This is a genomic window from Solimonas flava DSM 18980 (assembly GCF_000426685.1).
GTDB lineage: Bacteria > Pseudomonadota > Gammaproteobacteria > Nevskiales > Nevskiaceae > Solimonas > Solimonas flava.
The window spans coordinates 99,022-116,356 of sequence record NZ_AUFV01000014.1; the positions used below are offsets into that span (position 1 = coordinate 99,022).

The following is a 17,335-nucleotide window of genomic DNA, read 5'->3' on the forward strand; positions in this document are numbered from 1 at the left end:
AACATGGGGCGGGCTGGGGATCGCCGTCCAGACACGGAAGTTGTAGGAAGAGGGAGTTTCGAAATGAAGGCAGTTCGCTTACTGGCCGCGCTATTCGCGCTCGCGTTGGCGGCTTGCGGGGATGGCAGCATCAAGAGTCCCGATTTCACCGCGGAGCTCGAGTCGATCTCGATCGAGCCGGCCACGGGATCGGTCGCTCTGGGCGAGACCGTGCAGTTCCGCGCCTACGGGCTTTATTCGGCGCCGCCGGGACAGACCGGCGAGACGCGCGAGATCACTTCGTCGGTGAGCTGGGCGAGCAACGACACCAGCGTCGCGACGATCAACGCCAGCGGCGTGGCGACCGGCACGCAGGTCGGCACCGCCGGCATCACCGCCAGCCTCGGCGACCATCAGGCCAGCGCCCAGCTGAACGTCGGCGCGGCAGTGATTCGCAACATGGTGGTGCGCACGCTCAGTGGCGCGACGCAGGCGTCGGTCGCGGTCGGCCAGTCCGTGCAGATCTACGCCTACGGCGTCTATTCCGACGGCTCCGAGCGTCTGATTTCCAGCGCCGACAATCTGGTGCCGTGGACCTCCGGTAACGATACGAGCGTTGCCGTGGCGCCGACCGAAGGGCCGACGACCACCGCTTCGGCCCTGCAGGTCAGCGCTGCGCCGGTGCTGGTGACGGCGGCGCTCAAGACGCTCGGCGGTGATCCGGTGCTGCAGCGTGACGGCTCGACGCCGATCACCGCCAGTTTCGCGGTGACGGTCAGCAGTGCCGCGATCGTCAGTCTCAAGCAGGTGCAGTGGGAGAGCGATGCGGTGCCGGCGGCCGCCGATCCGGCGCCGACCACGGCTCTGAAGCTGACCCAGGGCGCGACGCTGAAGGCGGTGGCGATCGCCGTCTACACGGACGGGACGACCGGCATCGTCGCCGACGACAAGCTGAACTGGACCAAGGAGCCGGCCGACAGCACGCTGGCCGACATCGACGCCAGCGGCAATGTCAGCGGTACGGCCAAGGGCACGCTGAAGATTCGCGCGACGCTGAAGGTCGCGCCGGTCGGTGGCGGCAGTGCGACGGCGGCGCGCGACGTGATCGTCGCCGACGCCAGCTGCACGAACCCGGCGCGCGATGATCAGTTCGTCGCCAGCGGCTGGTTCGTGCCGGTGCTGTGCCTGATCTGCTCGGCGAACGACGCCGGCAACGTGATCGACGCCGACGACAGCAACTATGCGACGCTGACTAATAACGTGGCGCTGCTCGGCGGCGAGACCGCGATCAACGTCGCGCTGAAGGACGACGCTGCGCCGGCGCTCAACACCGGCCCGGCGCCGAAGGAAGTCAGCTTCCTGATCGCCATCGATCAGGGCACTTTCCCGGTGCTGAACCTCGGGCTGTTCAACATTCTCTACATCTCGCTGCACTCGGATGCCGGCGGTGACGATTCGCTGACCGGTCGCGTCGCAGCTTCGAATGGCGGCATCAACGCGCTTGACCTGACGCTGCTCGGGCTGAATCTGGTCCCGGGCTACGACACGGTGAAGGTGTCCTACGTGCCGCCGGCCAATGTCGAGTACCGCCGTTTCCGCCTCGGCAACAACGCCGGCGTCGCGCAGGTGAATCTGAGCGGCAAGGCGATCCGGGTGTCGAACGCCTGCCTGCCGGAATAAGGCGCGTCAGCTGCAGATGTGAAAAGGGCGCCGCAAGGCGCCCTTTTCGTTTGCGGCGGGAGGCCGCGGCCCGCCGGGCCGGGCGTCCGAAGTGCGAGCTCAGCTGCGGACGACGAGGTTGTCGCGGTGGACCAGTTCCGGCTCGCCGACGTGGCCGAGCCGTTCGGCGATCTCGTTGCCCTTGGCGCCGGCGATGCGGGCTGCGTCATTGGCGTCGTAGTTGCTGAGTCCGCGCGCGATTTCGTGCCCGTCCGGATCGAGCAGCGCGACCAGATCGCCGCGCGAGAAGTGCCCTTCGACCCGGCGGACGCCGACCGGCAGCAGGCTGCGGCCCTGCTCGCGCAGCACGCGCGCCGCGCCCGCATCGAGATGCAGCCGGCCGCGCACCTGCAGCTGGCCGGCGATCCAGCGCTTGCGCGCCGTCATCACCCCCTGTGCCGGCGTCAGCAGCGTGCCGATCATCGCGCCCTGCGCGATCTGTAGCAGCGCATCCGGCTTGCGGCCGTGGGCGATCACCGTCGCGGCGCCGGAGCGCGCGGCCGTGTAGGCGGCGTTGAGCTTGGTGCGCATGCCGCCGCGGCCGAGCACGCCCTTGCTGTCACCCGCCATGTCGACGAGGCGCGGGTCGGTCAGCGAAGCCTCACTGACCAGGCGTGCGTCGGGTTGTACCCGGGGATCGGCTTCGAACAGGCCTTCCTGGTCGGTCAGCAGGACCAGCAGGTCGGCCTCGATCAGGTTGACGGTCAGGGCGCCGAGCGTGTCGTTGTCGCCGAGGCGGATCTCGTCGGTGGCGACGGTGTCGTTCTCGTTGACGACCGGCACCACGCCGAATTCGAGCAGCGTGTTCAGCGTGCCGCGGGCATTGAGGTAGCGGCCGCGATCGGCGACGTCCTCATGGGTCAGCAGGATCTGCGCAGCTTCGATGCCATGGCGGTGGAATTCGGCCTCGTAGGCCCGTACCAGTCCCATCTGGCCGACCGCGGCCGTAGCCTGCAGTTCATGCAGCGCGCCCGGCCGCTTCTTGATGCCGAGTCGCGCCATGCCTTCGGCGACCGCGCCGGACGACACCAGCACGATCTGCTTGCCGGCGGCGCGAAGCGCGGCGATTTGCGAGCACCAGTCGCGAATGGCGTCATGGTCGAGGCCGCGGCCCTTGGCGGTCACCAGCGAGCTGCCGACCTTGATGACCCAACGATGCGTTTCGACGAGCTTGCCGCGGGCAGCGCCGGCGGCGGGGGCGGGGGAGACCGTCATGGCAGAGCGGAGAAACGAAAATTCAGTCGAGGGGGCGCTTGCTCGCCTTCGAGCGGCGGGCGCGCGTGCTGCGCGTGACGTTGCGGCCGAGGTCCTTGTTCGGCACCGGCTCTGCGCTCGTGCGGCGCGGCGCCGCGCGGTTGCGCTTGACCGGAGTGGCGGCCACGGGCGCCGACGCTTCGGCGGACAGCGTCGGCGTCGCCGACGGTGCGTGCGTCTCGACCCATTGCATCGCGGCTTCGGCCAGCTCGTCGCAGCCGGCGTGCGAAGCAGCCGATATCGCGAACCAGCGGCCCTTCCAGCGCAGCTTCTTCAGTGCCTGCTTGACGAGCGCCTGCCATTCGGCCTCCGGCATCACGTCGATCTTGTTGAACACCAGCCACTGTTCGCGCGCGGCGAGTTCGTCGCTGAAGGCTTTGAGCTCGGCGTTGATGGTGCGGATGTTGGCGACGATGTCCGAGCCATCCGGCGGCATGACGTCGACCAGATGCAGCATCAGGCGCGTGCGCTGCAGATGCTTCAGGAAGCGGATGCCGAGGCCGGCGCCTTCGGCGGCGCCCTCGATCAGGCCCGGGATGTCGACCATCACGAACGAGCGCGACGGGCCGACCGCGACCACGCCCGGCTGCGGATACAGCGTCGTGAACGGATAGTCGGCGATCTTCGGGCGTGCCGCCGACACCGAGGCGAGCAGCGTCGACTTGCCGGCGTTCGGCAGGCCGAGCAGGCCGACGTCGGCCATCAGCGACAGTTCGAGGCGCAGCTCGCGTACGTCGCCGGGCGAACCCTTCGTGGCCTTGTAAGGCGTACGGTTGACCGACGACTTGAAGTGCGGGTTGCCGAGGCCGCGGCTGCCGCCCTGGGCGACCTTCACGCGCTGGCCGTCGCGGGTCAGCTCGCCGATCAGCTCCTCGGTGCCGTCGTCGAAGATGCGCGTGCCGAGCGGCACGCGGATGTCGAGATCGGCGCCGGCAGCGCCGGTGCAGTTCGAGCCCTGGCCGTTGACGCCCGGCTGCGCCTTGAACAGGCGCGTGTAGCGGAAATCGGCGAGGGTGTTCAGATTGGCGTCGGCCACCGCCCAGACGCTGCCGCCATCGCCGCCGTCGCCGCCGTCGGGGCCACCGAACGGCATGTACTTGAGGCGCAGGAAGCTGATGCAGCCATTGCCGCCCTTGCCGCCTTCGACGCGGATCTTGGCCTCGTCAACAAACTTCATCGTTCAGTCCCTGCTGGGTGCGCAAGAGAGTAGCGCACAAAAAAGCCCCGTTTCCGGGGCTCTTTTGCGAAAAAGCGCAATGCTTCAGGCCGGAACGATGTCGACGTGGAGCTTGCCGGCCGGACCGCGCTGGCGGAACTGCACCTTGCCCTCGACCAGCGCGAAGATCGTGTGATCCTTGCCGAGGCCCGCGCCGACGCCGGCGTGGTACTGCGTGCCGCGCTGGCGGATGATGATGTTGCCTGCGACGACGTTCTCGCCGCCGAACTTCTTGACGCCGAGTCGCTTGGCCTCGGAGTCGCGGCCGTTGCGAGTGCTGCCGCCTGCCTTTTTGTGTGCCATGTTGGGTGCTCCTGAATCCTGGGAAAGGGTGGCCGGCTTAGGCGCCGACGATCTCGGTGATCTTCACTTCGGTGAAGTTCTGACGATGGCCCTGTTCCTTGTGATAATGCTTGCGGCGGCGGTGCTTGACGATGCGGATCTTGTCGCCGCGGCCGTGGCCGAGCACTTCCGCCTTGACGGCGCTGCCGGCGACGGTCGGCGTGCCGACCTTGATCTGCTCGCCTTCGCCGACCATCAGCACTTCGTCGAACGACACGACGCTGCCGACTTCCGCCGTCAGCGATTCGATCTTTAGCGTATCGCCCTGGGCGACCTTGTACTGCTTGCCACCCGTCTTGATCACGGCGTACATCGTTGACTCCAAATCTAATTTTGATTGTAAGCCGCGGCGATTACGCTGCCCGGCCCGAATGAAGCGCGTGATTGTAGGGATGCCCCCTTGAAACGTCAACAGATTCTCACTGCGTGGCGCGCTGCAGCGCGACCCGGGCGGCCCTCCGGCGGAGATTCCTAAGTCATTGACGGCCAAGCGTAACTCCGCCTAGCATCGCGCCGCCCCTATGGACCTCAAGAACATCCTAGCTCCCATCGCCGACGACATGCGGCAGGTGGACGAGACGATACACGCCCGGCTGCGCTCGGAAGTCGCGCTCATCAGCGAAATCGGCCACTACATCACCTCGGCCGGCGGCAAGCGTCTGCGCCCGGCGCTCGTGCTGATGGCGGCGCGCGCGCTCGGCTGCAAGACCGACGAGCCGGTGCTGCATGCGGCGATGATCGAGTTCATCCACACCTCGACGCTGCTGCACGACGACGTCGTCGACGAATCCGGTCTGCGCCGCGGCCGCAAGACGGCCAATGCCGTCTGGGGCAACGCTGGCGCCGTGCTGTCCGGCGACTTCCTCTATTCGCGCGCCTTCCAGATGATGGTCGAGTCGCGGCGCATGCAGGTCATGGACGTCATGGCCAACGCCACCAATGCGATCGCCGAAGGTGAGGTCCTGCAGCTGCTGAACTGCGGCGACCCGGATACCGACGAGGCGCGCTACATGCGCGTGATCGAACTGAAGACTGCGCGACTGTTCGAAGCCGGTTGCCGGCTCGGTGCGATCGCCGCCGGGCAGGATGAATCCGTCCAGCAACGCCTGCACGATTATGGTCATCATCTGGGGCTGGCCTTCCAGCTGGTTGACGACGTGCTCGATTACACCGCGGATGCCGCTGTCAGCGGCAAGAACGTCGGCACGGACCTCGCCGAAGGCAAGCCGACGCTGCCGCTGATCCATGCGATGAAGAACGGCGGCGACGAACAACGCACGCTGATTCGCGATGCCATCTCGCACGGTCGGGTCGACCAGCTCGCCGAGGTGCTGAAAGCAGTTGAATCCACCGGGGCGATTCCTTACACTCGCGCCCTCGCTGAACGGCACAGCCGAAAAGCGATCGATTCGCTCGGTGATCTTCCCGATTCACCTCACAAGGCGGCGATGATCGAGTTGGCCCGGTTCAATACGAACCGCGCCGCCTGATCCGAAAACGGGGTGTAGCTCAGCTTGGTAGAGCGCTTGCTTCGGGAGCAAGAGGTCGCAGGTTCGAATCCTGTCACCCCGACCAGACAGACAAAAGGCCGCTGATCTTCAGCGGCCTTTTCGTTTTTGCGCATCCGCCACGCCGCAGAACCTGACCTTGCTCGGGTGACGGCGTCTCCCCGTGTGGCCGCGGGAGGCGCCGCGGACCGGACAGCTCGCTTCGCGGTCGTCGCCAAGGACGTGCGCCGTGCGGAACTCGGCATGAAGTCCGGACTCGGCGCCCGTGGGGCAGGCAGTCCTTGGTCTCGCTGTCCCAGCCCCGGCTTGCCGCGGCGGTGTGACCCGTTCCGGGGGTGGCGGGGCTCTGGACCGTGACGCGGCGTGGCAGAGACACTAGGCTCAGCAAAAGGCGCTTACGGTGCCAGGGGCCACGGCCGATTGCCGCCCCCGGCAGGCGTTCCGCTCATCACGAGAAAGGTTCGGGGGAGAATCACCTGTGACAACGGACGCAGCCGGATTCGCTTGGCCCATGCCCCCATTCTTTCGCGCCGGGCTGCCGCCTCCCGAGGTTCGAGGTCGTTGCACGGTCGAACTCACCTCGGGCGAGGTGCGCGCCGGCCAGCTCGTCGCCATTTCCGCCGAACGACGCGTGGCCGAGCTGCTGCCGGCGGCGACGTCGGCCCCGATTTCGATTCGTCTGGCCGACATTCACCTGTTGCGACTGGATGTGCCGCGACAGCTCAGCCTCGACGAGGACGCGCTGCGTCAACTGGGCGTTCAAGACAGCGCGGTGGCGCTGGAGACGGCGTTCACCGTGCAGTTCCCCGACGGCCAGCATCTCGACGGCAAGACGCGCGGCTTCGTCAAGAATCCGGAGGGTGTGTACCTCAACCTGATCGTGCCCGGATCTTCGCTGACGACCGCGTGCTTCGTGCCGAGCGAGCAACTCGCCGATCTGCGTATCGGTGCGCTGATCGGTGAGACGCTCTCCAGTCGACATGCCATCGATCGCAAGGTCATCGGCGATGCGCTGGATCTGCAGGCGAGGTTGCGTAGCCGGCGGCTCGGCGAGTATCTGACCGATTACGCCGTGGTCTCGGTCGACGACCTGCTGCGCGCCCTCGATCAGCAAAAGCGCGTGCCGAATATCAAGCTCGGCGAGTTCCTCGTGCGCGAGCACCTGGTGACGCGCGAGCAGCTGGATCGGGCGCTCGCCGTGCAGCGCGAGAACCGCAGCCGCCGCCTCGGCGACATCCTGGTCGAAATGGGAGTCGTCAGCCAGCGCGAGATTCAGGTCTCGCTGTCGGAGAAGCTCGGTATTCCGTTCGTGAACGTCCGCGATTTCGCTGTCGATCAGCAGACGCTGCACTCGATCAGCAGTGCTACCGCGATGGCAGGGCAAGTGCTTCCGCTCCTGCATTCGGCCGATCAGCTGGTCGTTGCCGTCGAGAATCCGCTCTCGGTCGATCTGCGCCGGGTCCGTTTCGAGACCGGACTGAACATCGTGCCCGTCATCGCCAACGGCGCCGATCTGCGCCTGCGCATCGCCCAGGAATACGGCGACAGTGCGACAGGCGCGGCGGCCGACGGCGAGTATCCGGGCTTCGACAACGAGGCCGAGGAAAATCTGGCGGAGCTTGTCTCGCAGGTCGCGCGCGAGGCGCCGCGCATGCAGGGCGCGCCGCACGCCGACGCGGCGGTGACGGACAGCGCGCTGGTCCGGCTCGTTCACAAAATCATCGTCGACGCCCATGCCAAGGGCGCCTCCGACATTCACATCGAGAGCAATCCGCGCAATCAGGAAACGCGCGTTCGTTTCCGTCGCGATGGCGACCTCGAGGACTATCTGCAGCTGCAGCCGTCGTTCCGCAACGCGCTGGTGTCGCGCATCAAGATCATGGCGGGCCTCGACACCTCCGAGCACTGGCACGCGCAGGACGGCAAGATCGATTTCGGCCGGTTCGGGCCGGTCCCGATCGAATTGCGCGTGGCGATCATCCCGACCGCGAACGGCTTGCAGGACGTCGTCATGCGCATTCTGGGGGGTGTCGATCCGCTGCCGCTCCCGGAACTCGGGCTTGGCGAGCGCGATCTGTCCGTGCTGCGGGAAATGGTCACGCACAGCTACGGACTGATCCTGGTTTGTGGACCGACGGGCTCGGGCAAGACCACGACGCTGCACTCGGTGCTGCGTCACATCAACCGGCCGGACATCAAGATCTGGACCGCGGAAGACCCGATCGAGATCACCCAGCACGGCCTGCGCCAGGTGCAGATCAACGCCAAGACCGGCTGGACTTTTGCGTCCGCCATGCGCGCATTCCTGCGCGCCGACCCGGACGTGATCATGGTCGGCGAGATGCGCGATGCGGAAACCGTCAAGATCGGCATCGAAGCCTCGCTGACGGGTCATCTCGTGCTGTCGACGCTGCATACCAACAGTGCGGCCGAAAGCGTGGTGCGCCTGCTCGAACTCGGCATGGATCCGTTCAATTTCTCGGACGCGCTGATCGGTGTGCTTTCGCAGCGACTCGCGCACAAGCTGTGCATGCACTGCCGCAAGCCTCGCATCATCAGCGACGCGGAGATCGGCCAGCTGGCACGCGAATACTGCGTCGGCACCGCGGAACGTGCGGCCGATGTCATTGCGCGCTGGACCCACGGCGGATCCGCACAGGTCACGCTCTACGAGGCACAGGGCTGCCAGGTTTGCCGCAACGGTTATCACGGCCGCATCGGTTTCTACGAGCTGTTGCCGGCGACGCCCAAGGTCAAGGATCTGATTCGAGCTCACGGCACCGTCCCGCAGATCGTTGCTGCAGCCCAGGAGGCCGGCATGCGCATGCTGCGTCAGGACGGCATCGACAAGGTGCTGGCGGGCATCGTAGACCTGCCGAGCGCGCGCGCCGCTTTCACCTGAAGCGCTGTCGCGGCCTCGCGGCGCAGCGAACGCCAGAGGAATCTCCCGCCGGCAGGTCGGCAGGCCGGGCCTGGCGGCCCATCGCCGCTTCGGAGGCGATGCGGCTTTGCGAGGGCATACGGCATACGTCACGCACGGCGCACGCGCGTCGCCGGAAATGCCGGCGTTATTCGTGGCGCAATGCTTCGATCGGATTGAGTCGCGCGGCGCGCTTGGCCGGCGTGTAGCCGAAGGCGACACCGATCGCCGCCGAGAACACGAAGGCGAGCAGGTTGATGCCGACGTCGAAGCTGTACGGCAGATCCATGAACTGCGAGAGCGTGATCGAGGCGACCGTCGCCAGGAGGATGCCGAGCAGGCCACCGACCGCCGACAGCGTGACGGCTTCGACCAGGAACTGCAGCAGCACTTCGCGTTCCAGGGCGCCGATCGCCAGGCGAATGCCGACTTCGCGGGTGCGCTCGGTGACGCTGACCAGCATGATGTTCATGATGCCGATGCCGCCGACCAGCAGGCTCACCGCCGCCACCGCGCCAAGCAGCAGCGTGAGGATCTGCATCGTGCCGGACAGCGTGTCGGAGATCTGCTTGGTGTCGAGCACGTTGAAATTGTCGTCCTGTCCCTCGCGGACGTTGCGCCGTTCCCGCATCAGCAGCGTGATGCGCTCCTTGATGCGCTCGGTCGAGGCGCCGTCGCGGGCCGAGACCATGACCATGTTGACGTCGGTGTTGCCGGCCAGGCGTCGCTGCGCCGTGCGCAGCGGGATCAGTACGAAGTCGTCCTGGTCGTTGCCCATCGAGCCTTGGCCCTTGGCCTTGAGCAGACCGATCACCTGACAGCTGAAGCTTTGCAGGCGCAGCTCGCTGCCGAGCGGGTCGCTGCTGCCGAACAACTCGCGGCGCACGCGGTCGCCGATGATGCAGACCGATTTGCCGCCGCGTTCCTCGGCCTCGCTGAACTCTCGGCCATTGACGAGTTCCCAGCGTGCGACGCCGAGGTACGTGTTGCCGGCGCCCGTCACCGAGGTCTTCCAGTTCTTGGCGCCCACCACGGCCGTCACCGATTTCGACACCACCGGCGAGACGCGCTCGACGCCGGTGATCTGCGTGTCGATCGCGTCGGCGTCGGACAGCCTCAGGTTCGGTGCGACGCTGCCGCTGGTCGGGCGCCCCATGCGCTGGCCGGGCATCACCAGGATCAGATTGCTGCCGAGGCTGGCGATTTGCGCGGCGACCGAAGCGGTCGCGCCATTGCCGAGCGTCACCATCGTCACTACGGCGGCGACGCCAATGACGATGCCGAGCATCGTCAGCGCCGAGCGCATCAGGTTGCGGCGGATCTCGCGCGCCGCGAGCAGCAGCGTATTCCATAACATCGTGGTGTTCACGCGCGGGCTCTGGCGAGGGCTGCGGCATCGCTCGCCGACGCATCGGCGGCGATGCGGCCGTCGATGAAGTGCACGATGCGCCGCGCCATCGCCGCCATATCCGGCTCGTGCGTGACCATCACCACGGTGATGCCGCGTTCGGTGTTCAGGCGCTTGATCAGCTCCATGATTTCGCGGCTGCGCTGTGTGTCGAGGTTGCCGGTCGGCTCGTCGGCGAGCAGCACCGCCGGGCGTGTGACGATCGCGCGAGCGATCGCGACGCGCTGCTGCTGGCCGCCGGACAGCTCGGCGGACGTATGCTGCTCCCAGCCGGACAGGCCGACATCGGCGAGCGCCTCACGGGCGAGCCGGGCGCGTGTCGCCGCGCTCTCGCCGCGGTACAGCAGCGGCAGCTCGACGTTTTCCAGCGCCGAAGTCCGCCGCAGCAGGTTGAAGCCCTGGAAGACGAAGCCGAGATAGCTGCGCCGCAGGCGCGCGCACTGGTCGCGCGTCAGTGTCTCCACCGGCACGCCGCAGAAGCGGTAACTGCCACTACTTAGGGTATCGAGGCAGCCGATGATGTTCATCGCCGTCGATTTGCCGGAGCCGCTCGGTCCCATCACGGCAACGAACTCGCCTCGCTCGATGCTCAGGTCGATGCCAGCCAGCGCCTGGAACGCGGCCTGACCCTGACCGTAGGTTTTGGTGACCTGCCGCAGCTCGATCAGCGCCGGCTGGCCGTCGGCGCTCACGGTGCGACCTCACTGTCGACAACCGCGAGGTCGCCGGGTTTGAGAGCGCCGGAAACGACCTCGGTTTGCCGACCATCGCTTGCGCCGACCGTGATCTTCACCGCGTGCGGAGTCTGATCAGCGTCGAGTATCCATACGGTTTGTTCGCTGCCCTGGGCGATGACGGTGGTTGCGGTCTTGGCGGCGTCCTGCCGCATGCGGGGCATCAGCAGGCTGGTGACCGAGCTGCCCTGCTGGCTGGCGGCAGCGCTGGTCTGTGGGGCGTAGCGCAGCGCCGCATTGGGGACCAGCAGGACCTGCTGACGCTGCTGCGTGATGATGCTGGCCGAGCCGGTCATGCCGGGGCGCAAGCTGAGGTCTTCGTTGGCGACCTGCAGCACGCCCTGGTAGGTGACGACGCCGTTGGTCGTCTCGGCGCCGTAGCGCACCCTTTTGATCGTCGCCGGGTAACGTCGATCCGGATAAGCGTCCACGGTGAACGAGGCGGCCTGTCCGGCCTGCACCTGGCCGACGTCGGCTTCGTCGATATCGGCATGCAGCTCCATCTGCGTCAGGCTCTGCGCCAGCGTGAACAGTACCGGCGCCTGCAGCGTGGCGGCGACGGTCTGGCCCGGCTCGACGTCGCGCAGCAGCACGACGCCGTCGATCGGCGAACGGATCACGGCCTTGCGCAAATTGGTGCGATCGGCGCGCAGCGTCGCCTGCGCTTCGGCGATCGCCGCTTTCGCGGCCGCTTCGCTGGCGACCGCCTTGGCCAGCGTCGCTTCGGCGGCGGCGAGATCGCTTTTCGACGGCAGCTTGCCGGCGGACAGCTGCCAGGCCTGCTGCGCGCGCTCGAAATCGCCGCGCGCCTGCAAGGTCGCCGCCTGATTCATCTGCAGCGTGGCCTGCGCAGCCAGCACGGCTGCTTCGCTGTTGGCGACCTGGTCCTCGAGCTTGGACGTGTCGAGTCGCGCCAGTTCCTGGCCCTTGCTGACGCGGTCGTTGTCTTCGACCGAGACCGTCTCGATGATGCCCGACAACTCGCTGCCGACATCGACCTGCGTCGTCGGCTGCAGCTTACCGGTCGCCGAGACTTTGACGACCAGATCTCCGCGCGTGACCGCTTCGGTTTCATAGCGCAGCGGCGTAGTGCCGAAAGCCAGATGCCAGATCCACCACGCAAGTGGAGCCATGACGATCAGCGCCAGCGGCCAAAAGCGGCGGGCGCGTTTGCGCCAGTTGCTGCTGCTGCCGGCGGCGACGCCGATCTGGGCCGCGACGGCGGACGGGCTGGTGTCTTGCGTGTCGTTCATGAATCGCCCGTGGTGTCCGAGGGAGGGGTGCGCTCGCGGCTGGTGTCCCAGCCGCCGCCGAGTCCCTTGTAGAGGCGGATCACGGCCGCCAGCGCGTCGCCTTGCGCCGTCGCCAGCGAGTCCTCGATGCTGAGCTGGCTTTGCTCGGCCGTGAGCACATCGGAGAAGTCGGTGAGCCCGGCCTGATAGCCGATGCGCGCGACGCGCGAGGCCTCGCGTGCGCGGTCGGCGGCGGTGCTCAGGGTCGTGCTGCGTTCGCGTGCGGTGCGCAGCTCGACAAGGGCGGCCTCGACGTCGGCCAAGGCGTTCAGCACGGTCTGTTCGTACGCCACCGCCGCTTGTTGCTGCACTGCCGCCTGCGCCCGCCACTGCGCACGCAGGCGGCCGCCGTCCAACAGCGGCGAGCTGACCGCGGCGGCCAGCGCAGTGGTCGTCGCCTCGCCGCCGGTCAGTGCGCCGAGCGTCAGCGCCTGCAGGCCGAGCGAGCCGCTGAGCGTCAGTTGCGGCCACAGCGCAGCGCGCGCCTGCGCGGTCCGCGCCGCCTCGGCTACGAACTGCTGCTCGGCGGCGCGCACGTCGGCACGCTGGCGCAAGACGTCGGCCGGAATGCCGACCGCAAGCTGCTCGGGCAGGCGCGGCAGCACGATCGTCGCGCCGAGGCGTGCGTCGAGCGCCGCAGGGGGCTGGCCGATCAGAATGGCGAGACTTTGCCGCGTCTGCGTGAGCGTGTTGCTCAGCACAGGGAGCTGCGCGCGCGTCTTTTCCAGCGTCGCTTCCGATTGCAGCGCATCGAGTTCGCTGCCGAGGCCGGCACGTGCCCGCCATTCGGCAAGCTCGGTGACGCCGCGCTGGGTCTCGACGGAGGATTCGGCGACGGCCGTCCGCTGCATCAGGACCGCGATTTCGCAGTACAGCCGGGCGACTTCGGCGAGCACGGTCACGTGGACGTCGTCGAGGTTGGCCATGCTGCTGTGCAAATCGGCTTCGGCGGCGGCGACGCCGGCGCCGAGGCGGCCGAACAGGTCGGCCTCCCAGCTGGCATCGAAACCTGCTTCGTAGAGATTGCGCGTGGCGCCGGTGCTGGTTTCACCGCTGCTGCGCTGACGCGATGCCGACGCACTGGCCGACAGGCTCGGCCGGCGCTCGGCCTGGGCCAGATCGCGTTGTGCGCGGGCTTGTGCAAGCTTGGCTTCGGCCGTGCGCAAGTCGGGCGCTGCCTGCAGTGCTTCATTCATCAATGCATCGAGCAATGGATCAACCATCCAGAGCGACCAGCGGCTCTCGCGCGGCGCAGCCGGCATCGCCGACGAGGTGCCCGACCAACTGGCCGGCACCCGTGATGCCACGTCGTCCGGCAGCGGCTCGAGTCTGGCCGCGCAGCCGGAAGCCATCAGCAGCGCAAGCGCCATCGCCGCCTGCACGGCTTTCCGCACCTCGCGCGAAGCGGGCACATACGGATGACGGTGCATCATGTGCGGCTTTCGCATGGACACGTTCCGACGCTTATGATCCCGAATCGGTACGACGCCAAGCGGCGGCTTCTCATCTTCGGCCGTCGAGTTCGCGCGACGTCGGCGTCGGACCTGCAACTACAGGCTCGGCCCGACGGCCGGCATGTGCAGTTGCTCGTAGCGCTCCTGGCAGTGCTCGCAGCGCAGGGCTGCGGGATTGGCGCGCAGCCGCGCCGGATCGATGTTCTTGCCGCAGTCGGCGCAGACGCCGTAATTGCCTTCCATCAGGCGCTGGATGGCCGCTTCGACTTCACGAATTTCGACGACATCGCGATGGATGTCGGCGAGATTGATGTCGGTGACCAGATCGGCAGTGGCCTCGTCGCCGAGATCATGGGTTTCGCCAGCCGTGTCCTGGTAAGTCTCCAGATCCCCGCGCGAGATCTCGCGGCGGATATCCGCCCACAGCTCGCGATAACGCTGGCGGAGCTTGAGCATGAATTCGGCGCGCTGCGCCTCGGCTAGAGCGGTGCTCATCGTCGGTTCCCGATTCGTTGGAATATGGCTAATAACGTAGCCCATGGGCGCCGCGACCGGACTGACGTGCGTCAATGGTCGGCCGTGCTCGGCGCTTCGCGTTCGCCGCCGATCGGCAGGACGTAAGGCGGAGATGCAGTTTGCAGTCCGGGGCGGCTTCGCCGTCGATAATCGAACGCGGGGCGCGACCCGGCGAATTGGGCAGAAAACCGGGATCGCTGCTTGCGCGTAACATTGAAAGCGCTCGTGAGCCCAAGCACGAGCTGGCGGGAGGCCTCGAATGCATGGCGAAGGGCGGAGGTCGCTGATGGAAAAGCTGGCGCTCGATGCCGTTCGCGGCGCGCATGTCGCTGGCTGGGAGTACGTGCGCTCAGATGATCTGCCGGCCGCGAGCGGCTGGCGTTTCCGCGCCATGCCGGAGCTCAAGGCGCTGGTCGGCTATGCGGAGGCCGAACTCGGCGATCGCCCCGAGGACTGGCAGGCGCTCATCGTCGCCGACGACATTCCCGGTTTCCGCGCCGCGCTCGGTCGTTGCTTTTATGGTTTGAGCGAACACCTCGATATCCGCTTTCGCGTCCGGCACCGCGACGGCCGGACGTTGACCGTGCGCCACGTCGGTCAGGTCGAACGTGCGGCGGACGGGCGTCCGCACCGCCTTTGCGGCTTGACCTGGGACATCACGAAGGACGTCACCGGGCGCGAGCGCACGGATCTCATCGCGCGCGCGTTCGATTCGGCCGTCGGCGGGTTGGCGATTTGCGATCCTGCGTTCACCATTCTTGAAGTGAATCAGGCGCTGTGTGAAATCAGCGGCTGGCCCGAAGAGCGGCTGCACGGAGCCTCGCTGTGCGAGGTGATTCTGGGCTCGGCCAATAAGGCAGAGGCCGAGCGGGCCTGCAAAGTGGTTCAGCGACGCGGCATCTGGATTGGCCAACTGCAACTCGCGCGGCGTAACAATTCGTCTTATCAGGCCGAGATCCGGCTCAGCGCGATTCGCTCCGACAGCGGCGTTGTCACGCACTACGCGGCGCTCATCTTCGACATGCGCGCCGTCAGCCGCGCCGCGGCCGGAGTGGCGACCGTCAAGGCAAGGCTTGCCGCGGCCGATGCGCTGGTGCCGCAACTCGAGTTGGCCATCAAGGAAGCTGTCGGCATGCGCACGGGCCTGGCCGTCTTCATGCTGGCGATCGACCGGTTGACGTCGATGGTCGAGACGTACGGTCGGCCGCGAGTTGAGCGCATCCTTGAGATATGCGAGAAGAAACTGAGGGATTTGAATAACGAAGTCGTCATGGCGTTACGGACCGAAGGCGATCATTTCGTTGTCGCCGTCTCGGATCTCATGGAGGAACGCGCGGTTGAGCAGGCCTATGCGTCGATTCAGCACGCGCTCGACGAGGTGCTGGTCGGCGACAGGACCTTCCATCTTTCGGCCAGCGCAGGGGTTTCGGTTTTCCCGCTCGACGGTACGACCGCCGAAGTGCTCATCCTGCGGGCGGAAGGGGCATTGGAGGAAACCTTGCGCCGTGGACGTGGCGGCGGTCGGCTGGAGATGTACAAGCCGCAGCTGAGCGACTACGCGTCGGACCGTATTCATATCGAGGCGAGCCTGCGCAAGTCGCTCAAGCTCGGCGCTTTCGAATGCCATTTTCAGCCGAAGGTACGACTCGAGGACGGCCGCTGGGTGGGCGCCGAAGCCTTGATGCGCTGGCGAATCGGCGACACCTGGATTTCGCCGGCCCGTTTTATCCCGATCGCCGAGGAAAGCGGGCTGATCAAGGACATCGGGCGCTGGATCCTGTGGGAGGCCGCATCGTTCGTTGCGCAATGGCGCCGTGAAGGCCTTATCGGCAATGAGTTCAGAGTGGCGGTCAATCTCGCAGGCGCGCAGCTCGAGGGTGAGCTGATGCGCACCGTGCGGGCCGTGCTCGGCTATAACCAGCTGCCCAGCGACGCGTTAATGCTGGAGCTGACCGAAACCATCATCATCAATGATCCGGAGCGCGCCCGTGCATTGCTCGTCGAACTGCGCAACCTCGGGGTGCGCATCGCGCTCGATGACTTCGGCACCGGCTACACCTCGATGAGTCAGCTACAGACCTTGCCGCTGGATGAGATCAAGGTCGATCGCTCGTTCGTGCGCGGACTGCCCTCGGATGAAGCCTCCTGCGCGATCGTGCGCTCGGTCGCGACACTGGCGCAGGGGCTCAAGCTCGATGCGGTCGCCGAAGGTATTGAAACCGAGGAGCAACGTGCGGCACTGATAAAGCTCGGCTACCGCTATGGACAGGGCTTCCTGTTCGCCAAGGCGATGGCCCCCGGCGAGTTCGAGAAAGGCCTGCGCGCCGCCCAGGCTGGCAGGACGAGCAAAGGTCCATTGCCCCTTGTGCGCAAACAGCCGGAGTCACCATAGCGACGCGGCAAGCGCTGCTTCTCGATCGGGCGGCGCCTCGATATGGAACGGGCCGCAACGGCGATCAGCTCTGAATGGGCGGCGTGAGTGGGCGAAGTTTGCCCAGAAGAATCGCGAGGCGCATGGGGTGGATAAAATTTGCTCGCCGATATCCTATATAAATCGTTTAATTTCAATAGGTTGTGTTTTTTTTTGAAGAAGTGCTTGCGGTGTCTTCAAAAAGCCTTATTATTCGCGCCCCGCTGACCGGCGACGCAGTAACGAGACGCCGGGTTAGCCAGATCTTTAAGAACAAGCAAGTGATTTGTGTGGGTGCTCCCATGAGCGTGGCGAAGCCACGTGACATGAGAGTATCAACGTAGCCAAGTTAATTGAGTTACGAAGATGACTCTTCGACGCCAAAGACGTTTAGCCACGTCGAGGCGTAATTTGGATCTAAGCTTTACACTTTAAAGTGGAGAGTTTGATCCTGGCTCAGATTGAACGCTGGCGGCATGCCTAACACATGCAAGTCGCGCGGGCAGTAGCAATACTGTTAGCGGCGGACGGGTGAGGAACACATAGGAATCTGCCTCAGAGCGGGGGATAGCCCAGGGAAACT

The 17,335-nt window shown here is 66.3% G+C and carries 13 protein-coding genes, 1 tRNA gene and 1 rRNA gene; 6 read left to right on the forward strand and 9 right to left on the reverse strand.

Going from position 1 to position 17,335, the window contains the following annotated elements:
• The first annotated feature begins 63 nt into the window (after window positions 1-63).
• A complete protein-coding gene (locus K343_RS0115275) occupies window positions 64-1,659 on the forward strand; it encodes an Ig-like domain-containing protein (protein ID WP_028008820.1) in 1,596 nt (531 codons plus the stop codon).
• Between the two features lie 99 nt (window positions 1,660-1,758).
• On the opposite strand, the gene proB is transcribed toward K343_RS0115275, so the two are convergent.
• From proB to rplU, 4 genes are all read right to left on the reverse strand, one after another.
• Window positions 1,759-2,913, reverse strand: coding sequence for a glutamate 5-kinase (gene proB / locus K343_RS0115280; RefSeq protein ID WP_028008821.1), 1,155 nt, complete (start codon window positions 2,911-2,913; stop codon window positions 1,759-1,761).
• 22 nt (window positions 2,914-2,935) lie between these two features.
• Window positions 2,936-4,129, reverse strand: coding sequence for an Obg family GTPase CgtA (gene cgtA / locus K343_RS0115285; RefSeq protein WP_028008822.1), 1,194 nt, complete (start codon window positions 4,127-4,129; stop codon window positions 2,936-2,938).
• Between the two features lie 84 nt (window positions 4,130-4,213).
• A complete protein-coding gene (rpmA, locus tag K343_RS0115290) occupies window positions 4,214-4,471 on the reverse strand; it encodes a 50S ribosomal protein L27 (RefSeq protein ID WP_028008823.1) in 258 nt (85 codons plus the stop codon).
• Window positions 4,472-4,508: 37 nt separating this feature from the next.
• A complete protein-coding gene (rplU, locus tag K343_RS0115295) occupies window positions 4,509-4,823 on the reverse strand; it encodes a 50S ribosomal protein L21 (protein WP_020649167.1) in 315 nt (104 codons plus the stop codon).
• 208 nt (window positions 4,824-5,031) lie between these two features.
• Here rplU and K343_RS0115300 point away from each other — a divergent pair, with 208 nt between their 5' ends.
• The 3 genes from K343_RS0115300 to K343_RS22410 all read left to right on the forward strand — a co-directional run bounded on the left by K343_RS0115300 (window position 5,032) and on the right by K343_RS22410 (window position 8,920).
• On the forward strand, window positions 5,032-6,000 hold the full coding sequence (locus tag K343_RS0115300; RefSeq protein WP_028008824.1) for a polyprenyl synthetase family protein: 969 nt from the start codon (window positions 5,032-5,034) through the stop codon (window positions 5,998-6,000).
• Between the two features lie 8 nt (window positions 6,001-6,008).
• Window positions 6,009-6,085, forward strand: a tRNA-Pro gene (locus K343_RS0115305).
• Between the two features lie 564 nt (window positions 6,086-6,649).
• A complete protein-coding gene (locus tag K343_RS22410) occupies window positions 6,650-8,920 on the forward strand; it encodes a GspE/PulE family protein (RefSeq protein WP_161628905.1) in 2,271 nt (756 codons plus the stop codon).
• Window positions 8,921-9,086: 166 nt separating this feature from the next.
• On the opposite strand, the gene K343_RS0115315 is transcribed toward K343_RS22410, so the two are convergent.
• From K343_RS0115315 to K343_RS24805, 5 genes are read right to left on the reverse strand one after another with little or no spacing between them, the layout of a single operon-like run.
• Window positions 9,087-10,295 carry an ABC transporter permease gene (locus K343_RS0115315; protein WP_028008825.1) on the reverse strand — a complete coding sequence of 403 codons (1,209 nt, stop codon included), beginning with the start codon at window positions 10,293-10,295 and terminating at the stop codon, window positions 9,087-9,089.
• 8 nt (window positions 10,296-10,303) lie between these two features.
• Window positions 10,304-11,038, reverse strand: coding sequence for an ABC transporter ATP-binding protein (locus tag K343_RS0115320; protein WP_028008826.1), 735 nt, complete (start codon window positions 11,036-11,038; stop codon window positions 10,304-10,306).
• Window positions 11,035-12,333 carry an efflux RND transporter periplasmic adaptor subunit gene (locus tag K343_RS0115325; protein WP_028008827.1) on the reverse strand — a complete coding sequence of 433 codons (1,299 nt, stop codon included), beginning with the start codon at window positions 12,331-12,333 and terminating at the stop codon, window positions 11,035-11,037. The genes K343_RS0115320 and K343_RS0115325 overlap by 4 nt, the downstream gene beginning before the upstream one ends.
• Window positions 12,330-13,922 (reverse strand): efflux transporter outer membrane subunit, encoded by a 1,593-nt coding sequence (locus K343_RS0115330; RefSeq protein ID WP_154662603.1) that lies wholly within the window; start codon window positions 13,920-13,922, stop codon window positions 12,330-12,332. Before K343_RS0115330 ends, K343_RS0115325 begins: the two co-directional genes overlap by 4 nt.
• A complete protein-coding gene (locus K343_RS24805) occupies window positions 13,923-14,321 on the reverse strand; it encodes a TraR/DksA family transcriptional regulator (protein ID WP_028008829.1) in 399 nt (132 codons plus the stop codon). It lies immediately after the preceding gene.
• 307 nt (window positions 14,322-14,628) lie between these two features.
• Here K343_RS24805 and K343_RS0115340 point away from each other — a divergent pair, with 307 nt between their 5' ends.
• Window positions 14,629-16,734, forward strand: coding sequence for a putative bifunctional diguanylate cyclase/phosphodiesterase (locus K343_RS0115340; RefSeq protein ID WP_028008830.1), 2,106 nt, complete (start codon window positions 14,629-14,631; stop codon window positions 16,732-16,734).
• Window positions 16,735-17,185: 451 nt separating this feature from the next.
• Window positions 17,186-17,335 (forward strand): 16S ribosomal RNA (locus K343_RS0115345); the annotation flags it as partial.